General features: G+C 37.6%; 16 protein-coding genes. 13 read left to right on the forward strand and 3 right to left on the reverse strand.

The features are described from left to right. The first annotated feature begins 194 nt into the window (after nt 1-194). The 6 genes from IGJ27_RS05950 to IGJ27_RS05975 all read left to right on the forward strand — a co-directional run bounded on the left by IGJ27_RS05950 (nt 195) and on the right by IGJ27_RS05975 (nt 8,323). On the forward strand, nt 195-1,358 hold the full coding sequence (locus tag IGJ27_RS05950) for a THUMP domain-containing class I SAM-dependent RNA methyltransferase (RefSeq protein WP_034697820.1): 1,164 nt from the start codon (nt 195-197) through the stop codon (nt 1,356-1,358). A gap of 30 nt (nt 1,359-1,388) precedes the next feature. After that, the gene (locus IGJ27_RS05955; protein WP_178305991.1) at nt 1,389-2,912 is read left to right on the forward strand and encodes a carboxypeptidase M32; all 1,524 of its coding nucleotides are present in this window, start codon (nt 1,389-1,391) and stop codon (nt 2,910-2,912) included. After that, nucleotides 2,913-3,596, forward strand: coding sequence for an HD domain-containing protein (locus tag IGJ27_RS05960; RefSeq protein ID WP_081129026.1), 684 nt, complete (start codon nt 2,913-2,915; stop codon nt 3,594-3,596). A gap of 973 nt (nt 3,597-4,569) precedes the next feature. Beyond that, nucleotides 4,570-5,760: a glycine C-acetyltransferase gene (locus IGJ27_RS05965; protein ID WP_178305990.1), complete on the forward strand. Its 1,191-nt coding sequence runs from the start codon at nt 4,570-4,572 to the stop codon at nt 5,758-5,760. Nucleotides 5,761-5,950: 190 nt separating this feature from the next. Continuing rightward, nucleotides 5,951-6,904, forward strand: a complete 954-nt coding sequence (locus IGJ27_RS05970; RefSeq protein WP_178305989.1) for an L-threonine 3-dehydrogenase — start codon at nt 5,951-5,953, stop codon at nt 6,902-6,904. A 66-nt stretch (nt 6,905-6,970) separates the two neighbouring features. Next, nucleotides 6,971-8,323, forward strand: a complete 1,353-nt coding sequence (locus IGJ27_RS05975) for an APC family permease (protein ID WP_178305988.1) — start codon at nt 6,971-6,973, stop codon at nt 8,321-8,323. Between the two features lie 92 nt (nt 8,324-8,415). Here the strand turns inward: IGJ27_RS05975 and IGJ27_RS05980 are convergent, their stop codons facing one another. After that, nucleotides 8,416-8,742, reverse strand: a complete 327-nt coding sequence (locus IGJ27_RS05980) for a hypothetical protein (RefSeq protein WP_034697837.1) — start codon at nt 8,740-8,742, stop codon at nt 8,416-8,418. 131 nt (nt 8,743-8,873) lie between these two features. On the opposite strand from IGJ27_RS05980, the gene IGJ27_RS05985 reads away from it, so the two are divergent. Then, nucleotides 8,874-10,019 (forward strand): VanZ family protein, encoded by a 1,146-nt coding sequence (locus IGJ27_RS05985; protein ID WP_034697840.1) that lies wholly within the window; start codon nt 8,874-8,876, stop codon nt 10,017-10,019. Between the two features lie 100 nt (nt 10,020-10,119). Further along, complete coding sequence (locus IGJ27_RS05990) at nt 10,120-11,469, forward strand: DEAD/DEAH box helicase (protein WP_123874800.1); 1,350 nt, start codon at nt 10,120-10,122, stop codon at nt 11,467-11,469. Between the two features lie 130 nt (nt 11,470-11,599). Here IGJ27_RS05990 and IGJ27_RS05995 read toward each other — a convergent pair whose 3' ends face one another. Then, the gene (locus IGJ27_RS05995; RefSeq protein ID WP_014834680.1) at nt 11,600-12,028 is read right to left on the reverse strand and encodes a GNAT family N-acetyltransferase; all 429 of its coding nucleotides are present in this window, start codon (nt 12,026-12,028) and stop codon (nt 11,600-11,602) included. Nucleotides 12,029-12,394: 366 nt separating this feature from the next. Between IGJ27_RS05995 and alaS the strand changes: the two genes are divergently transcribed. The 3 genes from alaS to IGJ27_RS06010 all read left to right on the forward strand — a co-directional run bounded on the left by alaS (nt 12,395) and on the right by IGJ27_RS06010 (nt 17,282). Beyond that, nucleotides 12,395-15,037 (forward strand): alanine--tRNA ligase, encoded by a 2,643-nt coding sequence (gene alaS / locus IGJ27_RS06000; protein ID WP_178305987.1) that lies wholly within the window; start codon nt 12,395-12,397, stop codon nt 15,035-15,037. A 488-nt stretch (nt 15,038-15,525) separates the two neighbouring features. Next, nucleotides 15,526-16,122, forward strand: a complete 597-nt coding sequence (locus IGJ27_RS06005; RefSeq protein WP_010737525.1) for an ECF transporter S component — start codon at nt 15,526-15,528, stop codon at nt 16,120-16,122. Between the two features lie 20 nt (nt 16,123-16,142). Then, complete coding sequence (locus IGJ27_RS06010; RefSeq protein ID WP_178305986.1) at nt 16,143-17,282, forward strand: cation diffusion facilitator family transporter; 1,140 nt, start codon at nt 16,143-16,145, stop codon at nt 17,280-17,282. A 51-nt stretch (nt 17,283-17,333) separates the two neighbouring features. Here the strand turns inward: IGJ27_RS06010 and IGJ27_RS06015 are convergent, their stop codons facing one another. Further along, entirely contained in the window at nt 17,334-17,735 is a 402-nt protein-coding gene (locus IGJ27_RS06015) for a ribonuclease HI family protein (RefSeq protein WP_096710376.1), read from the reverse strand. A gap of 77 nt (nt 17,736-17,812) precedes the next feature. Between IGJ27_RS06015 and IGJ27_RS06020 the strand changes: the two genes are divergently transcribed. Continuing rightward, a complete protein-coding gene (locus IGJ27_RS06020) occupies nt 17,813-18,235 on the forward strand; it encodes an EbsA family protein (RefSeq protein WP_034697854.1) in 423 nt (140 codons plus the stop codon). A 577-nt stretch (nt 18,236-18,812) separates the two neighbouring features. Next, nucleotides 18,813-19,043, forward strand: coding sequence for a hypothetical protein (locus IGJ27_RS06025; RefSeq protein ID WP_128448498.1), 231 nt, complete (start codon nt 18,813-18,815; stop codon nt 19,041-19,043). Nucleotides 19,044-19,679: the final 636 nt, after the last annotated feature.

Raw genomic sequence — 19,679 nt, forward strand, 5'->3', positions numbered from 1 at the left:
TTTTTTTTAACATTAGAGTGTCACCACTGATTTATACCATTCAATAAATGGCTTGTTTGTTCAGGAACACAAAAATGAACGAGTGAAGAATGGCAATTTAGAGACAAGTATGAAAAAAATACTGATTCATTTTTCGGTTTGATTTTACAAAAAGCTGGACGACCACGTTCAGCTTTTCTTATAAGGAGATAAGTATGGATACGACTAGAGAATTTAATCTTGTGGCAACGGCTGCAAGTGGGTTAGAAGCCCTTGTTGGAAAAGAACTACGTGACTTAGGCATTGATTGTCAAGTTGAAAATGGACGGGCACGTTTCAAAGGAACGATGGAAACGATCGCTACAGCAAATTTATGGTTACGAACAGCTGACCGGGTAAAGATCGTTGTTGGGGAATTTGATGCGTTTACCTTTGATGAACTATTTGAGAAAGTTAAAGCATTACCTTGGGAAGACTTTCTACCTTTAGATGCTGAATTTCCGGTTGCAGGAAAATCAATCAAGTCTAAGCTTTATAGTACACCGGATTGTCAGGCGATCACTAAAAAAGCGATCGTTGAACGATTGCGTAAGTATTATCACCGTCCGGCATCTGTTCCATTAACGGAGACTGGCGCACATTTTCAATTAGAAGTCGCTTTACTAAAAGATCATGTCATGATCACACTAGACACAACTGGTCCTAGTTTGTTCAAACGGGGATATCGTTTGGAAAAAGGTGGCGCACCGTTGAAAGAAAACATGGCAGCCGCTTTAGTGATGTTGACAAATTGGCGAAAAGATCGTCCGTTTTATGATCCAGTGTGTGGTTCTGGTACGATCTGCATCGAAGCTGCCTTGATTGGACACAACATTGCACCAGGATTTAATCGTGAATTTGCTTGTGAATCATGGGATTGGTTTAGTAAAGATGTTATGGAAAATGTTCGAGCATTGGCAGAAGAGCAAGCAGACTATGATATTGAACTCGATATCACAGGTTCTGATATCAATGGGCGGATGATCGAAATTGCTAAAGCGAATGCGGAAGAAATTGGCTTAGGCTCTTCAATCACGTTTAAACAACAAGCAGTCAAAGATTTCAAAACGGATAAAGAATACGGCGTAATCGTCGCGAATCCGCCTTATGGAGAGCGTTTAGGTGAAGAAGAAACGGTTCGTCGCTTGTATGAAGAAATGGGCGATGTTTTCCGTCCATTAAAGACATGGAGTAAGTACATTTTGACAAGTGATCTTACTTTTGAAGAATATTATGGGCAAAAAGCTACTAAAAAACGTAAACTGTATAACGGAGCTTTACGGACCGATCTCTTCCAATACTGGGGAACGCGGCCACCAAGAAAAGACAAAATGATTTAAAATTATATGGGATGGATGGAGGAATAAATGATGAATGAAAAAGAATTGATGAAAGAACTAAAAGAAATCAATCTCTTGCAACAAACCTTGGGCATTTTAGATTGGGATATCCAAACGGGTATGCCAGAAAAAGCGAGTGAGGATCGTAGTGAAGTCAATAGTTATCTTTATAGTCTTTATTTCTCAAAGAAAATTGGACCTAAGATCAAAGAAGCCATCCAATATTTTTCTGAACATCCCAATGAATTATCTGAAACGGGAAAAATCGTGTTTGAGAAGGTCAAAGAAGACTATGAACTTGAATATAAAGTTCCTGAAGAATTGATGACTGCATTGACAGCAGCAACTTCTACCGCACAGGTGCAATGGCAGCAATCTCGTGAAACGAAAAATTTTGCGGATTTTCAAGAAGCATTGACTAAAAATATTGAGTTAACAAAACAGTTGATCCCCTATTGGAAAAAAGACGAAGCAACAGATTATGATGTGTTACTCAACCAATATGAACCAGGGATGTCTGTTGAAATCTTAGATCGTGTTTTCCAACAAGTAAAAGAAGGGATCATGGAAATTAGAAAAACCTTAGCAGAAAAAGGGCATGAACCAGATACCTCTTTTCTTTCTCGAAAAATGACTAAAGCCCAACAAAAAAGGTTTGTCACAGGCGTGATTGAACAGTTAGGTTATGATTTCTCAAGAGGACGTTTAGATGACACAATCCATCCTTTTATGATCGGGATCAATCATAATGATGCACGTATTACGACTCGTTGGAATGAACATGACTTTAAAATGGCAGTCTTTGGCGTGATCCATGAAGCTGGTCATGGAATGTATGAGCAAGATATTGACGAAAAATTTGCTTATACTCCGATTTACCAAGGTACTTCGATGGGCATCCACGAATCTCAATCACTGTTCAATGAGATCATCATTGGTAGCAATCGAAGTTTCTGGGAAAAACAATATCCATTTTTCCAACAATGTGCAGAAGGAACATTCGATGATATTTCATTTACTGACTTTTATCGCTCGCTGAAACAAACCCAAGCAAGCTTGATTCGAATTGAAGCAGATAGTTTAACCTATCCATTGCATATCATTATTCGTTATGAAATTGAGAAAATGATTTTCAATGAAGGCGTGGACGTGGCTCAGTTACCAACTATTTGGAATCAAAAGTATGAAGAATATCTAGGAGTACGACCTTCGAATGATTTAGAAGGAATCTTGCAAGATGTCCACTGGTCAGGAGCTAGTTTTGGTTACTTCCCATCTTATGCTTTAGGATATATGTATGCTGCACAACTGCTTCACGCATTAGAAAAAGAGCTTTCGATCGATGAAGTGTTAGCATCCGATGATTATCGACCAATCAAAGAATGGATGAAAGAAAAGATCCATCAATATGGTGCATCTAGAAAACCAACGCAATTGATTCAGGATGCAACCGGTGAGGCGCTAAATCCGCAGTATTTGATCGATTACATGAAAAAAATCTATTTTTCGGTCTATCAAGTAGCTGAATTCAGTAGCGAGAAAGAAGGAAAATAAATGGAGAAACTGCAGGAAATTGCTGATTACAGTTTCAAGCAATTAGCAATGGATCAAACTGGACACGGGATTGATCATACGGTACGAGTCGTTAAATTAGCAGAGAAAATTTTAGCAACTGAACCGCAAGCTGATCCATTGATTACTCTTGCTTCTGCTTATTTGCATGATACGATCGATGATAAAGTAGTAGCCGATGAAACGAAAGCAAAAGCAGAGTTACATCAATTTTTGCAACGTTTAGAGCTATCAGATGCAACCATTGAATCAATCTTTTTGATTATTGATAACCTGTCTTTTTCAAAAGGATTGTCAGGTGAAGGAATGGCATTATCTATTGAAGGAAAAATTGTTCAAGATGCAGATCGTCTTGAAGCCTTAGGAGCAATTGGTATTTTGCGTACGGCTTATTTTGGTGGTGGACATGGCCATCCCATTTTTGATGAAAGTCGGCACCCAATCAGTTATCAAAATAAAAAAGATTATCGCAAAGGGTCTACTGTGATCAATCATTTTTACGAAAAATTGTTCTTATTACCAGATAGGATGAACACCCCATATGGTATAAAGGAAGCAAAACGACGAGAAGCCTTTATGCGGGAATTTATTGATGAATTCTTCAATGAATGGTCAGTAGGAGACCCTGATTTTACTCCCGAAAGCTGGTTGGCAACAGGAGGTTGAGACAAAAGTGTTTAGCATCAAGAAATAAGAAGGAATTTCCGAAAATTGACAAGAAACACAAAAACTCGTTTTTGATGTTGATTGTTACCTACTTGGTGCTTCTCAAATTTTTGGTAAATTTCGGCAAATTTTCCGAAGATGCTGCTTTTGTCTCACCGTGAACAAGAGGTCGTGAAAAGAGTGCCTTGACCTGAGCGCTCACCAAGTAAAAACTGCGACGAGTAATCGCAGGAGCATTAAGGATGAAAATCTCGAAACAGCTCCCCATGTTTTGAGATTTTTTGACTTATCGCCGAAGGTCAGCTCTTTGAACACCGTTTAGCAAGAGGCTGTGAAAGAAGCGTTTAGCTCCGAGCGAATAAGAGAGGATTTTTTAAAATAGCTCCTCATATTTTAGAAAATCATCGCTTATTGTTGAGGAGTTGCTTCTTGAACGCCGTTTATCCGTTTTTAGAGAGACCAGAAGAGACTGAGGCAAGGTTTGTCTCAGTCTCTTCTTGTGGTCATGAGTAGTAACTGATGACCATAGGGAACGTTTTTTGTGTTGGGAGAAAGACTTCTGAAAATAGCTACAGGTAAGCGCCTTGGATCAAGTAATATATAGCTAGAGAAGCAAACATTAAAAGAATTTAATATACAAATAGAATATTCGTTTTTTTATTTCATAACAAAAAACAAGGCTAACTAATGGCGGAAAATTCAGAATATATGGAATATTTATTGGAAAGTTGATTAAGTTAAGGGTTGATATTAGCTAGATGTGATCCTCTTAAAAATAACGATAGTTACTAAAATAAGTAAAAAAATATTTCGTTAGTGGAGTACCGATTGTTTTGTTATGTAAGAAAATACTCAGTTAAATAACTCTCATAATTTGTGTAAGCGATATCAGAAAAGGTATACTTATAAACAGGAACGAAAGGCTGCATATTCGTTCCTCAACCTTGAAGGTTAGAAAAATGGGGGTGGAGACATGTCTTCTGAAGTATTGTCAACTTATTTAGAACAGGAACTGGCTTTATTGAAGGAAAAGGGACTATACAACACGATTGATATCCTTGAAGGTGCAAATGGTGCGATCATTGAGGTAGCAGGGAAAAATTTGATCAATCTAGCATCGAATAATTATTTGGGGTTTGCTGATCGAGTGGAGCTGAAACAAGCGTGTATCGACGCAACGAATCGCTATGGTGTCGGCGCAGGTGCTGTCCGAACAATTAATGGCACATTACGTATCCATCAAGAATTAGAGAATAAAATTGCAGAATTTAAAGGTACAGAAGCAGCGATTGCTTTTCAATCAGGCTTCAATTGTAATATGGGAGCTATTTCAGCCATTATGACTAAGGAGGATGCGATCTTATCAGATGAATTGAATCATGCTTCGATCATCGATGGATGTCGCCTCTCTGGTGCCAAAATCATTCGTGTTAAGCATCAAGATATGAACGATCTAGAAGAAAAAGCAAAAGAAGCGGTAAATAGTGGGAAATATAACAAAATCATGTATATCACAGACGGTGTTTTTTCAATGGATGGCGATGTAGCTAATTTACCCGATATGATCCCAATTGCCGAAAAATACGGGTTGATTACTTATGTGGATGATGCCCATGGTTCTGGAGTGATGGGAAAAGGAGCCGGCACAGTGAAGCATTTTGGTCTCCAACAGAAAATTGACATGCAAATGGGTACATTGTCTAAAGCAATCGGTGTCGTTGGTGGCTATGTCGCAGGATCTAAATCGTTGATCGACTGGTTAAAATCACGAGGACGTCCTTTCTTGTTTTCAACATCACTTACACCAGGTGCTGCTGGCGCTGCTCTAGCATCGATTCAACTGATGCAAGATCATCCAGAATTAGTCGAAAAAGTTTGGAAAAATGCCATTTATTTCAAAGAAGAACTGAAAAAAATCGGGTATGACATCGGCGTGTCGGAAACACCAATCACTCCAGTGATACTTGGCGATGAGAGTCTAACACAACAATTTTCTAAAAAGTTGATTGAAAATGGACTATATGTGAAACCAATCGTTTATCCAACCGTACCATTGGGAACAGGTCGTGTTCGTAATATGCCAACTGCAGCTCATACCAAAGAAATGCTCGATCATGCTGTAGCGATTTACCAAAAAGTCGGAAATGAAATGGGCATCATTTGATTTAGTAGAAACGATCTCGCCTGAAATCTAAGAGAAAGACGATCACAGGATAGAGCGTTTCGGTTGTATTTCTGTGAAAATCGAAAAATTACCTTTTTTTATATTTTGATCGTCGATGGAATGGTCGATGGAATGTAGGTAGCATTTATTTTTAATAGATAGTGAAAATGAACTAAAAAGGAGTGTTTGTATGAAAAAAGTATTAGTTACTGGCTGCCTTGGACAAATCGGATCGGAATTAGTTTTACGTTTAAGGGAAGATTTGGGTAATGAAAATGTTGTCGCAACGGATATTCGTGTGCCTGAAAAGCTAGAAGATGGTGAACTATTTGAAATTTTAGACGTCATGGATTACGAAAAAATGCGAGCGTTAGTCGAAAAATATCAAGTAGATACTTTGATTCATTTAGCAGCGCTTTTATCAGCTGTCGCTGAAGCAAAACCAAAGTTCGCTTGGGACCTCAATATGGTTGGGTTAGTCAATGCGCTGGAAGTCGCAAGAGAATTTAAGTTAAAATTCTTCACGCCAAGTTCAATCGGCGCTTTTGGACCTAATACACCAAAAGATGAGACTCCTCAAGATACACTCCAACGACCAACAACAATGTATGGCGTGACAAAAGTCGCAGGCGAGCTTTTGTGTGACTACTATTATACAAAGTATGGCGTAGATACACGAGGTGTACGCTTCCCAGGATTGATTTCTTATAAAACTTTACCTGGTGGTGGGACAACGGACTATGCAGTGGATATTTATTATTCAGCTATCAAAGAAGGAAAATACACGTGCTTTATTGATCGTGGTACAGCTATGGACATGATGTACATGCCAGATGCCATTGAGGCGATTGTTCAGTTGATGAATGCTGATCCTAAAAATTTAGTTCATCGCAATGCATTCAATATCTCTGCGATGTCTTTTGAACCAGAAGAAATCAAAGCGTCAATCAAAAAAGTGTTTCCTGATTTTGAAATGGACTATGCAGTTGATCCAGTGCGACAATCGATCGCAGACTCTTGGCCAAATTCATTAGATATTAGTTGTGCGCAAAAAGAGTGGGGCTTTCAACCACGTTACGACCTAGATAAAATGACTCAAGATATGTTGACCAAGTTGCAAGAGAAATTGACAGCAACAGTCTAATTACTATAGTTTATCGTAAACTTCCGATCGAGTGGTGGGGAGTTTACGATAAAGGGAGGATAAGCGATGGAACGTAACCAAGTATCGGTTGAAAAAAACAAAGTCGAACTAAAGCGAACGATGGGCTTTTTTACTGCTTTATCGACTGTGATGGGAACAGTGATTGGAGCGGGAGTATTCTTTAAAGCAGCGAGTGTCGCAGAAGTTACAGGATCAGTTAGTTTACATATGCTTTCTTGGTTTTTGGGAGGGATCATCTCCGTCTGTGCAGGTTTAACTGGTGCAGAACTTGCCGCAGCGATCCCCGAAACAGGTGGTATGGTCAAATATATCGAACGAACCTATGGTCAAACGGCTGCTTTTTTGTTAGGTTGGGCACAAGTTGTGATTTACTTTCCTGCAAATGTAGCGGCACTATCAATCATCTTTGGGACACAATTTGTGAACTTATTTGCCTTAGAACAGCAATGGATTGTCCCCATCGCTATTATAGCCGCTGTGACGATCATGCTGATCAATTTTTTAGGATCAAAAGTTGGTGGAACTTTTCAATCCATTACCTTAATCTGTAAATTGATCCCACTGGCAGTCATCGTCTTGTTTGGCTTATTTCGCAGCGGTGGAGTAGAGTTTCAGCTGTTTCCCATAGAATCAGGAAAAGATCTGCCATTGTTTTCAGCATTAGGTGCGGGCTTGTTAGCGACAATGTTTGCTTATGATGGTTGGATTCACGTTGGAAACATTGCAGGAGAATTAAAAAAACCGGCAAAAGATTTACCAAAAGCCATCTCTATAGGAATCATCGGGATTATGGTTGTTTATTTATTCGTTAATACTGTCTTTTTAAAAACAGCTTCGATTGGAGGAATCAGTGGCAACAGTAATGCTGCTAGCGAAGTGGCTACCATGATTTTTGGTGGCGTAGGTGGGAAACTTGTAACTGTCGGGATTTTGATTTCAGTCTATGGAACAATCAATGGCTATACACTTACTGGGATGCGCCTGCCCTATGTGATGGCCCAAGAAAAACGGTTACCTTTCAGTCACCACTTAGAAAAATTGAACGATCGAACGAAGATTCCAGTGGTTGCTGGTGTTTTGGAACTAGTGATTGCGATCGGTATGATGATGGTTGGTGGATTTGATATGCTGACGGATATGCTTGTTTTTGTGATTTGGATTTTTTATACGATGGTATTTGTAGGTGTAATTATATTGAGAAAAACAGCTCCAAAACTTGAAAGGCCTTATAAAGTTCCGCTATACCCAATCATTCCGCTAATCGCCATTCTTGGTGGTGCTTTTATCGTGGTTAGTACGTTACTGACACAAACACTTTTAGCATTTAGCGGAATCGCTTTGACATTAGTCGGAATCCCTGTTTATTTATATTTGAAAAATAAATATCCTGTAGTTTAACATATTAATGATAGTTAAACGTGCATTCTGTTGTAGCGTGTCAAGTTAAGCAATGCTAACTTTACCAACCAGCTACAAGAGAATGCACGTTTTTATCCTGTTTTTTTTCTTAACTGTTTTAGTCGGCGCCAAGCACGAAAAAGGTTTAATAAGACGAGAAAACCAGCAACAGTAATGGGAATCCAAATCAAGTAGACCGGATAACCTAATTGATCTGATAAAGATCGAGAGGAAGCTTGCTCCATTTCAAGTAGTGCTTGTTGCCATGTCTGTAAGTTAAACACGAGCATGAAACTAGCAATAATTAATAAGATAAATCCAAGATAGCGGATGGTCGTTTTTTTACGTATATACGCAAAAATGAGATAGAGAATCAATAAAAAAGCGGGTACGCCAAACACAAAATAAATATTAAGCACGCTAATCGCCTCCTTTTGTTAATGATACTTCAATTAATATAAATTTAAAAATAATTACCCCATAACTTGCATAGTTTACAAGAGTACTGATAAGATGAAACCGTTAGTTAAGATGAAAAAGGGGGATGTTTATGGCTAGTTATATTGAACCGATTCGCTTTGCACTTATTGTTTTTCCATTTTTGGCATTAGCGATTTCTTCGGTTTTTTTCATTTATGAATATCGAAAGTATGGAACGTTTATTTTTTCGAGAGCGGTTATCTTATATTCGTTTGTTTTTTATTTGTTATGTGCTTATTTTTTGATCATTTTACCGTTGCCTTCAAAAGAAGCCGTTGCTCAAATGACCGGACCTAAAATGGAATTACATTTATTTGCATCATGGGTCCATTTCCGAGAGAATACCGTCTTGGTTTTATCTGATCCAAGTACGTATTTACCAGCGATGCGACAAAGCGTTTTTTTAGAACCGGTATTTAATGTTTTGCTTTTATTACCTTTCGGGATCTATTTAAGATATTATTTTCGATTATCTTTTGTGAAAACCATCATTGCAAGTTTTTGTCTTTCCTTATTTTTTGAATTGACACAGTTAAGTGGGTTGTATTTTATTTATCCTCGACCTTATCGGCTATTTGATGTCAATGACTTATTGACGAATACGATCGGAGGAACGTTAGGGTACATTATGACACCAATCTTTACCTTCATGTTGCCTACGAGAGCAAGAATGGATGAAGTGTCATACGAAAAAGGGAAAACAGTTTCTCTAACGAGACGATTAGTTGCCTATCTCATTGATTGGGCTTTCTTATCGGTTTTATCCGTGCTGATTGCTGTGACTCTTCAATTGTCTTTGAAAATAGGAGATATCACTTCAAGTAGTTGGTGGGTATTTTTAGAAGTCTTGCTTTATTTCATGGTCATACCGTATGTAACAAACGGTCTCACTTTAGGTAAAAAAATCGTACGCATTCGTGTGGTTTCGGATAACGGAAAACGACTTTCTTTTAAAGCCCTGTTTATCCGTTATGGGTATCTTTACTTTTTATTTTATGGGTTAGCTTGGCTTAGTCAGACGATCCAACATATCACTGACCATACGACAGGTGTATTACAGGTAAGCGGGATTTTTATTGTGTTGGGTGTTGCATTTGCACAGTTTATCTTCATGCTGAATCTTTTCTTGTCATTCCTTCGTAAGAAAAGAGTGCTGTTCTATGAAAAAGCCAGTCAAACACATACGATTAGTACCATTCAATCAAAAGGGAACTAGCGGATCGTGAGCGACTTTGAAAAGGATCAAGCAAATTGCTTGAGGATGTGGTATAATGCGAAAGTCGTGTAAAAAAGAAAGAGAAGAGGTGCTTACTTAAATGAGTAATTTTGAACAATTTCATTTTAAACCATATATAAATGAGGCGTTAGCAGAAAAAGGTTTTGCTCAACCAACTGAAGTACAAGAGCGTTTGATTCCTTTGATCGCTAAAGGAAAAAATATCATTGGTCAATCACAAACTGGTTCGGGCAAAACGCATACATTTTTATTGCCTTTATTTCAAAAAATCAATGCGGAAAAAGCCGAAGTACAAGTAGTAATCACTGCACCAAGTCGTGAACTAGCTACTCAAATTTATGATGCTGCTAGTCAGATCGCTAAATTTTCCGATCCAGAGATCCGAGTGACGAATTTTGTAGGTGGAACGGATAAGCAACGCCAATTGAGCCGCTTGAAACATCAACAACCACAGATCGTAGTGGGAACGCCAGGTAGAATCTTGGATATGATGAATGAACAAGCATTAAAAATCCATACAGCATTTGCATTTGTTGTAGATGAAGCAGATATGACACTGGACATGGGCTTCTTGCATGAAGTGGATCAAATTGCTAGTCGCTTGCCTGAAAAACTGCAATTTTTAGTTTTCTCAGCGACGATTCCTGAAAAATTACGACCATTTTTACGTAAATACATGGAAAATCCAATCATTGAAGAAATCAAACCGAAAGCAGTTATTTCAGAAGATATCGAGAATTGGCTGATCTCTACTAAAGGGAAAGATAAAAATCGAATGATCTACCAATTGTTAACAATTGGTCATCCTTACCTTGCGATTGTCTTTGCAAATACGAAACAACACGTGGATGAAATTGCTGATTATTTGAAAAATCAAGGCTTAAAAGTAGCCAAAATCCATGGAGATATCACTCCAAGAGAACGAAAACGGGTGATGCGCCAAGTTCAAAACTTAGAATATCAATACGTGGTTGCGACAGATCTAGCGGCACGTGGCATCGATATTGAAGGGGTTTCTCATGTGATCAATGCAGAAATTCCTGAAGACCTTGACTTCTTTATCCATCGAGTAGGTCGGACTGGACGTAATGGTTTAAAAGGAACTGCGATCACTTTGTACTCACCAAGTGATGAACAAACGATTGACAGTATTGAAAAAATTGGTGTTACATTTGAACCGATGGAAATCAAAAATGATGAAATCATCAAGACTTATGACCGCAATCGTCGGACGAAACGGGAAAAATCCAAAGATACACTGGATCCTACATTGATCGGCTTAGTGAAAAAGAAAAAGAAAAAAATCAAACCTGGATATAAAAAGAAAATCGATTGGGCAATTGCTGAAAAGAACAAAAAAGACCGTAAAATCGAACGCAGACAACAAACTAGAACTGCAAGAAAAAATAAGAAAAACTCCAATAAGTAAGTCAATGACCAGACCCTTTAAAAGAGACGTCATGACTTCAAGCTCAAAGACCAAAGGATTGCATGTCTTCTGCATTCCTTTGGTCTGTTTTTAAGTGTTCATTTAGCAGATAATCTAGTGATAATAGATCTTAAATCAATTCTTTTTGCATCCCTACGCAGGTAATCCCATCCTCGATAAAAGGATCTGTACAAGTCTCGTAACCTTGTTGCTGATAGAAACTAAGGGCAGTCATTTCTGCTACTAGGTAACTTGATAGCAAGCCTTCTTTTTTCGCTTTCTGTTCAGCTAAGGACAACAGCTGACGACCGAAACCTTGTTGGCGATAATTTTTGGCGACGCAAAAACGATCGGGGTTAAGACAAGTGGACGATTTTTTTTGATAACGTAATGTTGCAATTGGAACATTGTTTTCCATTAACAGAAAGTAGTTATCAGAAGTGTCCGTTTCGTCAAATTCTAATTCTGGCAAAATGCCTTGTTCCAGAACAAATACCTGATAACGAAGATAAAAACTCGCCCCTCTGATCCAGGACTTGTTTCCAAAATAAACTTGCATCATCGATTCTCCTTTTGATTAATAGGCGTAATTCAAGCTTAACAAAAAATATTCTAGAAAGAAATAAGAGTTGAAGGAAAAGAGCGGTTGACAGAATAAAATAGAATACGTATACTTGTAAAGTACGAAAAGGACATGGTTTGTTTAAGTCTGACTTACAGAAAATTCTTTCCAGGCTGAAAAAAGAATAGTCAAAAAAACAAATTGCTCCCTTTTTTATTGATAGAAATATCAACGCTACTCAGCGTTATCGAGTTCAAGAGGTAATGATCGAACATCATTGCAACCAAGGTGGTACCGCGAGTTTTCGTCCTTGGCTGTGAGGGTGTTTTTTTGTCGTTTAAAATAAAGAAAGAAGGTAATAAAATGAAACAATTAAGCAGTGCACAAGTTCGACAAATGTTTTTAGATTTCTTCCAATCAAAAGGACACACGATTGAACCTAGCGCATCATTAATTCCAGTCAACGATCCAACGCTTTTATGGATCAACTCAGGGGTTGCTACGTTAAAAAAATATTTTGACGGCTCTGTCGTACCAGAAAATCCACGCATCACAAACGCTCAAAAATCAATTCGTACGAATGACATTGAAAACGTAGGGAAGACAGCACGGCACCACACAATGTTTGAAATGCTTGGGAATTTTTCTATTGGTGATTATTTCAAAAATGAAGCAATCCATTGGGCATGGGAATTTTTAACAAGTCCTGAATGGATGGCATTTGATCCGGAAAAATTATATGTTACCGTTTATCCAAAAGACACAGAAGCAAAACGAATCTGGCATGAAGAAGTCGGCTTACCACTTGATCACATTGTAGATGTTGAAGATAATTTCTGGGATATTGGTGCGGGTCCTTGTGGTCCTGATACAGAAATCTTCTATGATCGAGGCGAAGCATACAATGATGTCGCAGAAGATGATCCAGAAAACTACCCTGGTGGAGAAAACGAACGCTATTTAGAAATTTGGAATCTAGTATTTTCTGAGTTCAACCATAAACCAGATCATACATTTGAACCTTTACCACATAAAAATATTGATACGGGCATGGGGCTGGAACGGATGGTTTCGATCGTTCAAGACGCACCAACAAACTTTGAAACAGACTTGTTCTTACCGATCATTCATGCGGTAGAAAAACTAAGTAACCAAGTAAAATATGGTGAAAACCCGACAACCGACATTTCTTATAAAGTAATTGCGGATCATATCCGAGCATTATCTTTTGCGATTGGAGATGGGGCGCTTCCTTCAAATGAAGGTCGTGGCTATGTTCTTCGTCGTTTATTACGCCGAGCAGTGATGCACGGGAAAAAATTAGGGATCGAAAAAGCTTTCTTATATGATCTTGTTCCAGTAGTTGGCGAAATCATGGTTAGCTATTATCCGGAAGTCCTTCAACAAAAAGAATTTATTGAAAAAGTAGTTCGTACCGAAGAAGAACGTTTCAATGAAACAATCAACGAAGGTCTTGAAATCTTGAATCAAGTGATCGCTGAAGTCAAAAAAGCAAATGGAACAACACTTGCTGGAAAAGATATCTTCAAATTATATGATACTTACGGTTTCCCAGTGGAGTTGACCGAAGAAGTGGCAGAAGATGAAGGCTTGAAAGTCGATCATGAAGGCTTTGAAAAAGAAATGGAAGCACAAAGACAACGTGCGCGTGCTGCTCGTAGTACAGAAAAATCAATGGGAGTCCAATCTGCCCTATTAACAGATATCAAAGTGGATAGTAAATTTATTGGCTATGATCAAGTTGAATCAGACAGCAAACTATTGGTGATTATCAAAGATGAAGAACTAGTGAGTGAATTGTCTGCTGGACAAGGTCAATTGATTTTTGATCAAACACCGTTTTATGCAGAAATGGGTGGACAAGTGGCTGATCAAGGTTGGATCATCAATGCCTCTGGAGAAACGGTTGCGACAGTTGTTGACGTTCAAAAAGCACCGAATGGACAATTTATGCACACCGTAGAAGTGCTTTCAACATTGACTGAAGGCGAAGTTTACCACTTGTTGATCGATGTACCGATGAGAAATCGCATTATCAAAAACCATACAGCGACTCACTTATTGCATAAAGCTTTAAAAGAAGTTTTAGGGGAACATGCAAACCAAGCTGGTTCTTTAGTTGCTCCTGGACATTTACGCTTTGACTTTACTCATTTTGGACAAATCACAGCTGATGAATTAGTAAAAATGGAACGAATCGTTAATGAGAAGATATGGGAAGCAATCCCAGTAGAAACCATCGAAACAGATATCGATACCGCTAAGAATATGGGGGCTATGGCTTTATTTGGTGAAAAATATGGTCAAGAAGTCCGTGTAGTGAACATTGGTGGATGGTCTATCGAACTTTGTGGTGGAACCCATGTAGCAAATACTGAAAATATTGGGATCTTTAAAATCGTTTCTGAATCAGGAATCGGTGCCGGTGTTCGTCGGATCGAAGCTGTAACAAGTAAAGAAGCTTATGAGTTATTGGAAGCAGAAGAAAAACAATTAAAAGAAGTTGCCACAATTGTCAAATCACCTCAATTAAAAGAGGTTGTATCAAAAACAGAACAATTACAACAACAACTAAAAGAACTACAAAAAGAAAATGAACAATTAGCAAGTAAACTAGCGAACCAACAAGCAGGCGATGTTTTTAAAAATGTGGAAACAGTTAGTGGTCATTCAATGATTACTGCACAAGTAAAAGTAAAAGATATGAACCAATTACGTCAATTAGCAGACCAATGGAAACAAAAAAACATTTCCGATATTCTTGTCTTGGCAAATGAACAAGACGGAAAAGTTAGTTTGTTAGTCGCTATGACGAAAGAAGCAAATGATGCTGGGCTAAAAGCTGGTGACTTGATCAAAGCAATTGCACCAAAAGTTGGTGGTGGCGGTGGTGGTCGCCCTGATATGGCGCAAGCAGGTGGGAAAAACCCTGCTGGTATCCCAGATGCTTTATCAGAAGCTAAAACATGGTTGTCTAATCAATAATCAACTTTAAATACTTTTCCAAATAAAATGGGAAAGCGTCGAATAGCTCAGATGATAATAACCTCCTTTTGAAACGGTATTTTATGTTTGGGAGAGAAAAAACTTATTTCAAGGAGCGAATACTTGACCTGGTTTTAGCAAAAAATTGGGAATAGAATGCTTTCATTGAAGCGAGTAAGCGGTCATTTTTTAAACAGCTTTTCATAGTTTAAACACTGATCGCTTATTGCTTAAGGAAGCACCGATAATACTATTTATTTTCATACGTGCTAAAGGGCTCAAGAACGACCTTTTTTGTTCAAGGAGCATTAAATCCTCCTATTTGTTAAAGAAAAGTTCTACCGAATTTGTTTGAAACGGAAATCCCGTTGACAAATTCGGTTTATTTTATGAGAACTGAATGCAACCAATCAGCATTTTCTTTGAGAGTAATTAATTGACAAAAAAGCAAAACCTTTTACGATTAGAACAAAAAGGAGGGGGTAAAATTGAATAGTAAAAATAAAACTTTTCGTTTAGTTTTACGAGCGATTTTATTAGCAATCATTATCGTTCAAGCAATGGTTCCATGGTTAGGGTTTATTCCTTTAGGATTTATTAGTTTGACGATTATTCACATAACAGTTATCGTTGCTGCGGTTGTATTAGGACCGAAAGACGGCATGGTCATTGGTTTGTTTTGGGGGATCGCCACGATCATTCGTGCTTACGCTATGCCTACGACCCCATTTGATACCCTCGTCTTTACCAATCCGATCATTTCAGTTGTTCCTAGAGTGTTAGTTGGCTTAGTTGCAGGAATCATTTTTCACTGGATTTATCAACGTTATCATTCTGTAGTCGTTGGTTCGGTTTTAGCAGGAGTATTTGGCTCACTCGTGAATACACTTTTAGTTCTAGGGTTTATGGGACTGTTTTATACTGGGGCAACTGCTGATGCGTATGGCGTAGATGCGGATCTATTATTTAAAACTTTGGCAGGAGTTGCCGCAATCAATGGGATTCCGGAAGCGATAGGTGCCGGAATCATTACGCCACTGATTGCTAAAGCGCTGTTTGCTGCAACGCCACTCAAACCAGAATAAAGAATAAAGGAAGCGAAAAAGTGTCAAAAGAACAAAAAACGATTAGTGGGCAAGAACGTACCAAAAAAGGTATTATAGCTGGAATCTTAGGTCTTATCTCAAATATGTTATTGTTTGTTGCGAAGTTTATGATCGGCCTTTTTTCTGGCAGTGTTTCGATCATGGCGGATGCTATCAATAGTTTATCCGATACAGCTTCATCCATTTTGACGCTTGTTGGGTTTAAGATTGCTGCAAAACCCGCAGACCAAGAACATCCATTTGGACATGAACGATTTGAATATATCAGTGGCTTATTTGTTTCAATCATCATTACGTATGTAGGGTTTCAATTTTTGGACGCTTCTATACGGAAAATTTTTCGGCCGGAACATTTAGTCCTGACACCGATCGTGTTTCTTGTCCTGATATTTTCGATTCTGTTAAAACTTTTACAAGGACGTATGTACACTAGATTTTCAAAAACAATTCAGTCAGAAGCACTAAAAGCGACAGCCAAAGATAGTTACAATGATGTATCCACGACGTTAGCTGTTTTAGTATCTGCAGGTATCGAAAGATTCACTGGATGGCGTATTGATGGCTATGTTGGTTTTGTCTTAGCCGGGTACATTATTTTTAGTGGGATCATGATGTTACGTGATTTTGTCTATGAATTACTAGGTAGCCGTCCAACAGCTGAAGAAATCAAAACAATGGAAAAACAATTAAGTTCTTATAAATCGATTTTAGGTTTTCATGATCTGTTGGTTCATAATTATGGACCAAATAAAAAGTTTGCTTCTGTTCATATTGAAGTTGACGACAGTTTAAACTTGAATGAAGCACATAAAATCATTGATATTATCGAAAAAGACTTTAAAAAGACTTTGGATGTAGATTTAGTTTGTCATCTAGATCCGGTAGCAATCCATAATGAACAATACCGTAAGATATTGAAACAATTGAGACAAATTATCAAAGAGTTGGGGGAAGAGTTGAGGTTGCACGATTTACGGATCATACGTAAAGGGAAAGAGTTGCAATTCGATATTGTAGTTCCTCAGAATTTCAAGTTACCAGATGATGTTTTAGAAGAAAAGATTCGTCAAGCTATTGAGAAAAAGGTTGGTTCTTTTGAACTCGATATTACTTTTGATCACAATTATCTTCTCTATTAAATCAGAAACTTTAAAAAGACTTTTTAGTAAGTAGCTAAAAAGTCTTTTTTTTTATGGATTTAATTGTTTTTGAAGCGCTTGGCGTGCCAGATTATCCGCCCCTTTATTCTTACTCTCGGGAATCCATTGTAAGATGAGTAAATGGAACTGAGCGAGTAATTGTTGGATCTCATATAGAAGGGAAGAGAAACTTTCGTTGTTCGTGTGGTTTTTGTCGATTGTAGAAACAAGTACTTTGCTATCGGAATAACAGAGAATTGTTTCATTGACCCAGCCTTTTTCCTTTAAAATTTCTAAAGTTTTTAAAAAGACTTCGAATTCAGCTTGATGATTGGAGCCATCCGAAAGTGGGACGGTAAGCTGTTCTTGTTTATTTTTATGGATAATTAAAATGCCTCCACCACTAGGTCCTGGATTGCCTTTTGTGGAAGCATCAATGTATACTTTGATCATAATAAGGAAGCTCTCCTTTTTATAAAAATAGTGTTATGCTATAATTATACCATTACAAATAGATGCGAGGTTAAAGAATGAAAAAAATAATTCGCTGGCAGCCGGAATGGGCGCAGACGATCATCTATTGGTCTTTATCTTTGATCATTTTATTTTTTAGTTTGATTTTATCACTTGAAAACACTAGACCCTATTGGAAAAGTAACTTAGTGATGGGGCTATTTTTAATTTTTCTTTTTCTTGGGTATCGTCGGTCATTTATTTTGAAAAACCATGCAATCAAAATTAAATATGCTGCTTTTTGGAAGGACCAAAATATCCCGCTACAAGATATTGACTCTGTAACACCGGTCAAAAGAGGTGTAAAGATTAAATATGTAGGGAAGGCTGAGCCAACCTTCTATCTGATGCGCAAAAAAAGTCAGACAGCTTTTTTGTCCTACTATTCTGAAGGTAAAGAGCAACAAAGCACTAACAACCAAGTAAATACAACTAGCTGATTGATTTTACTTGTTTAAACCAATTGATTCAGCAGATATAAAATAGCTGCGAGAAAAACATAACTATATATAACCTCTGAGAAAACAAGTCGAAGAATCCGAAGATCATTTTATGATCAGGGTGAGATTCTTCGGCTTGATTGTGTCTTGCTGACGTTTGTATGAACTTGACCTTAGGATAATGGATGATATGATGTTCGACCAGTAACTTTCGATAAAGTAATGGACACCTGACCATTCAACCAAGGGATATATAACTTAATAACATAAAGGATATTATAAAAAAATTGCACTAAATATTTTTTAAAGGAAAAAAAGAAGTAAGATAACATTTTTTCTTATTTATAATAAAACTTACAGAAAAAGTATAAGGAGAAAAACGGACGTGGAAATAAAAAAAATGTTAGAAGATCTCAACCGAATTTGGAAGATAAAAGAAATACGAAGAAAAAGAGGTGCGAAGCTATCGAGACTATGGCGGAGAAACGGTAGGAAGATAGTGAGACTATGGCGGAGGAACGGTAGGAAGATAAAAGGAATATGGAAAACGAGAGGTACAAAACTACGGAGAATGCACTTGGAAAAGCTAAATAAAAGAAAGGAAAATGGCAAAAGAACACAGATGAAAAAAGCACAGACATCAAGAGTGAAACAAGGTAGTTCGAACAATAAACAAGAAATACGTTCGCTATCTGTCCGTGCAACAAATCAAGCGAGTTGGAAAAATGCGCAAATTTCAAGAAATTTTGCGAATCAGCAGAAGGGCTACTCCAGGAGTCAACAGACATCTATCACCTCAACGAGATGAATCTTTCTATGGGTTCACATAGTTTTGATGTCAATCGTTGGATTCAGTGTTTTGAGCAATTAGGAGGGATAAATGGTTGGCAATTTTTAAAAAGAAAACAGCAAAACACAGGGTTATAACCTTCAGGACTTTAAAAATATCATGGCTGGGCTTGATTCGCAGGAAATAACTTCAGGAACCAGTTCAAGAAGATACATAAATGAACGAATCATAAATAGTGAAAGTGATCGTTGAAACTAGTTATTAGAAAAGCTCGGTAAAAAAATGGTATAAAAGCAATCAAAAAAGATTATCAACCAAGGCTATATAACAATCAAGCCCTTGCTCGGATTGTCGGTTCTTTAAATCCGTTGTCTCAATTTAGAAAGATTCTTTTAAAATGGCAATTAATGTTGAAAAGAAAATAATCTGATGCGAAAGACATCATTCACTTGGAAATAAGTGAGAAGGATGCATAGATACAACGATAAGAAATAATAGCGAAGAAAAAAGAAAAGAAATTTGTAAAAGATATTAAAGCAAACGCTAGAAATCAAGTTTTCAATACAGTCGAGCAGTCTTTTTCAAATCATCTGATAAATTCGAGATAACCTTCTTTCGATAGGATTAGAAAACAAACAGAAATATGTATCTTTT

Origin of the sequence: Enterococcus sp. DIV1726a, assembly GCF_051710985.1 — a bacterium.
GTDB lineage: Bacteria > Bacillota > Bacilli > Lactobacillales > Enterococcaceae > Enterococcus_B > Enterococcus_B hirae.

Excerpts from the sequence above, each read along its gene's own strand:
- IGJ27_RS05950 (WP_034697820.1), top strand. The coding sequence starts at position 195 with ATGGATACGACTAGAGAATTTAATCTTGTGGCAACGGCTGCAAGTGGG.
- IGJ27_RS06015 (WP_096710376.1), bottom strand. The coding sequence starts at position 17,735 with ATGATCAAAGTATACATTGATGCTTCCACAAAAGGCAATCCAGGACCT.
- IGJ27_RS05955 (WP_178305991.1), top strand. The coding sequence starts at position 1,389 with ATGAATGAAAAAGAATTGATGAAAGAACTAAAAGAAATCAATCTCTTG.
- IGJ27_RS06020 (WP_034697854.1), top strand. The coding sequence starts at position 17,813 with ATGAAAAAAATAATTCGCTGGCAGCCGGAATGGGCGCAGACGATCATC.
- IGJ27_RS05990 (WP_123874800.1), top strand. The coding sequence starts at position 10,120 with ATGAGTAATTTTGAACAATTTCATTTTAAACCATATATAAATGAGGCG.
- IGJ27_RS05975 (WP_178305988.1), top strand. The coding sequence starts at position 6,971 with ATGGAACGTAACCAAGTATCGGTTGAAAAAAACAAAGTCGAACTAAAG.
- IGJ27_RS05995 (WP_014834680.1), bottom strand. The coding sequence starts at position 12,028 with ATGCAAGTTTATTTTGGAAACAAGTCCTGGATCAGAGGGGCGAGTTTT.
- IGJ27_RS05965 (WP_178305990.1), top strand. The coding sequence starts at position 4,570 with ATGTCTTCTGAAGTATTGTCAACTTATTTAGAACAGGAACTGGCTTTA.
- IGJ27_RS05970 (WP_178305989.1), top strand. The coding sequence starts at position 5,951 with ATGAAAAAAGTATTAGTTACTGGCTGCCTTGGACAAATCGGATCGGAA.
- IGJ27_RS05985 (WP_034697840.1), top strand. The coding sequence starts at position 8,874 with ATGGCTAGTTATATTGAACCGATTCGCTTTGCACTTATTGTTTTTCCA.
- IGJ27_RS05960 (WP_081129026.1), top strand. The coding sequence starts at position 2,913 with ATGGAGAAACTGCAGGAAATTGCTGATTACAGTTTCAAGCAATTAGCA.
- alaS (WP_178305987.1), top strand. The coding sequence starts at position 12,395 with ATGAAACAATTAAGCAGTGCACAAGTTCGACAAATGTTTTTAGATTTC.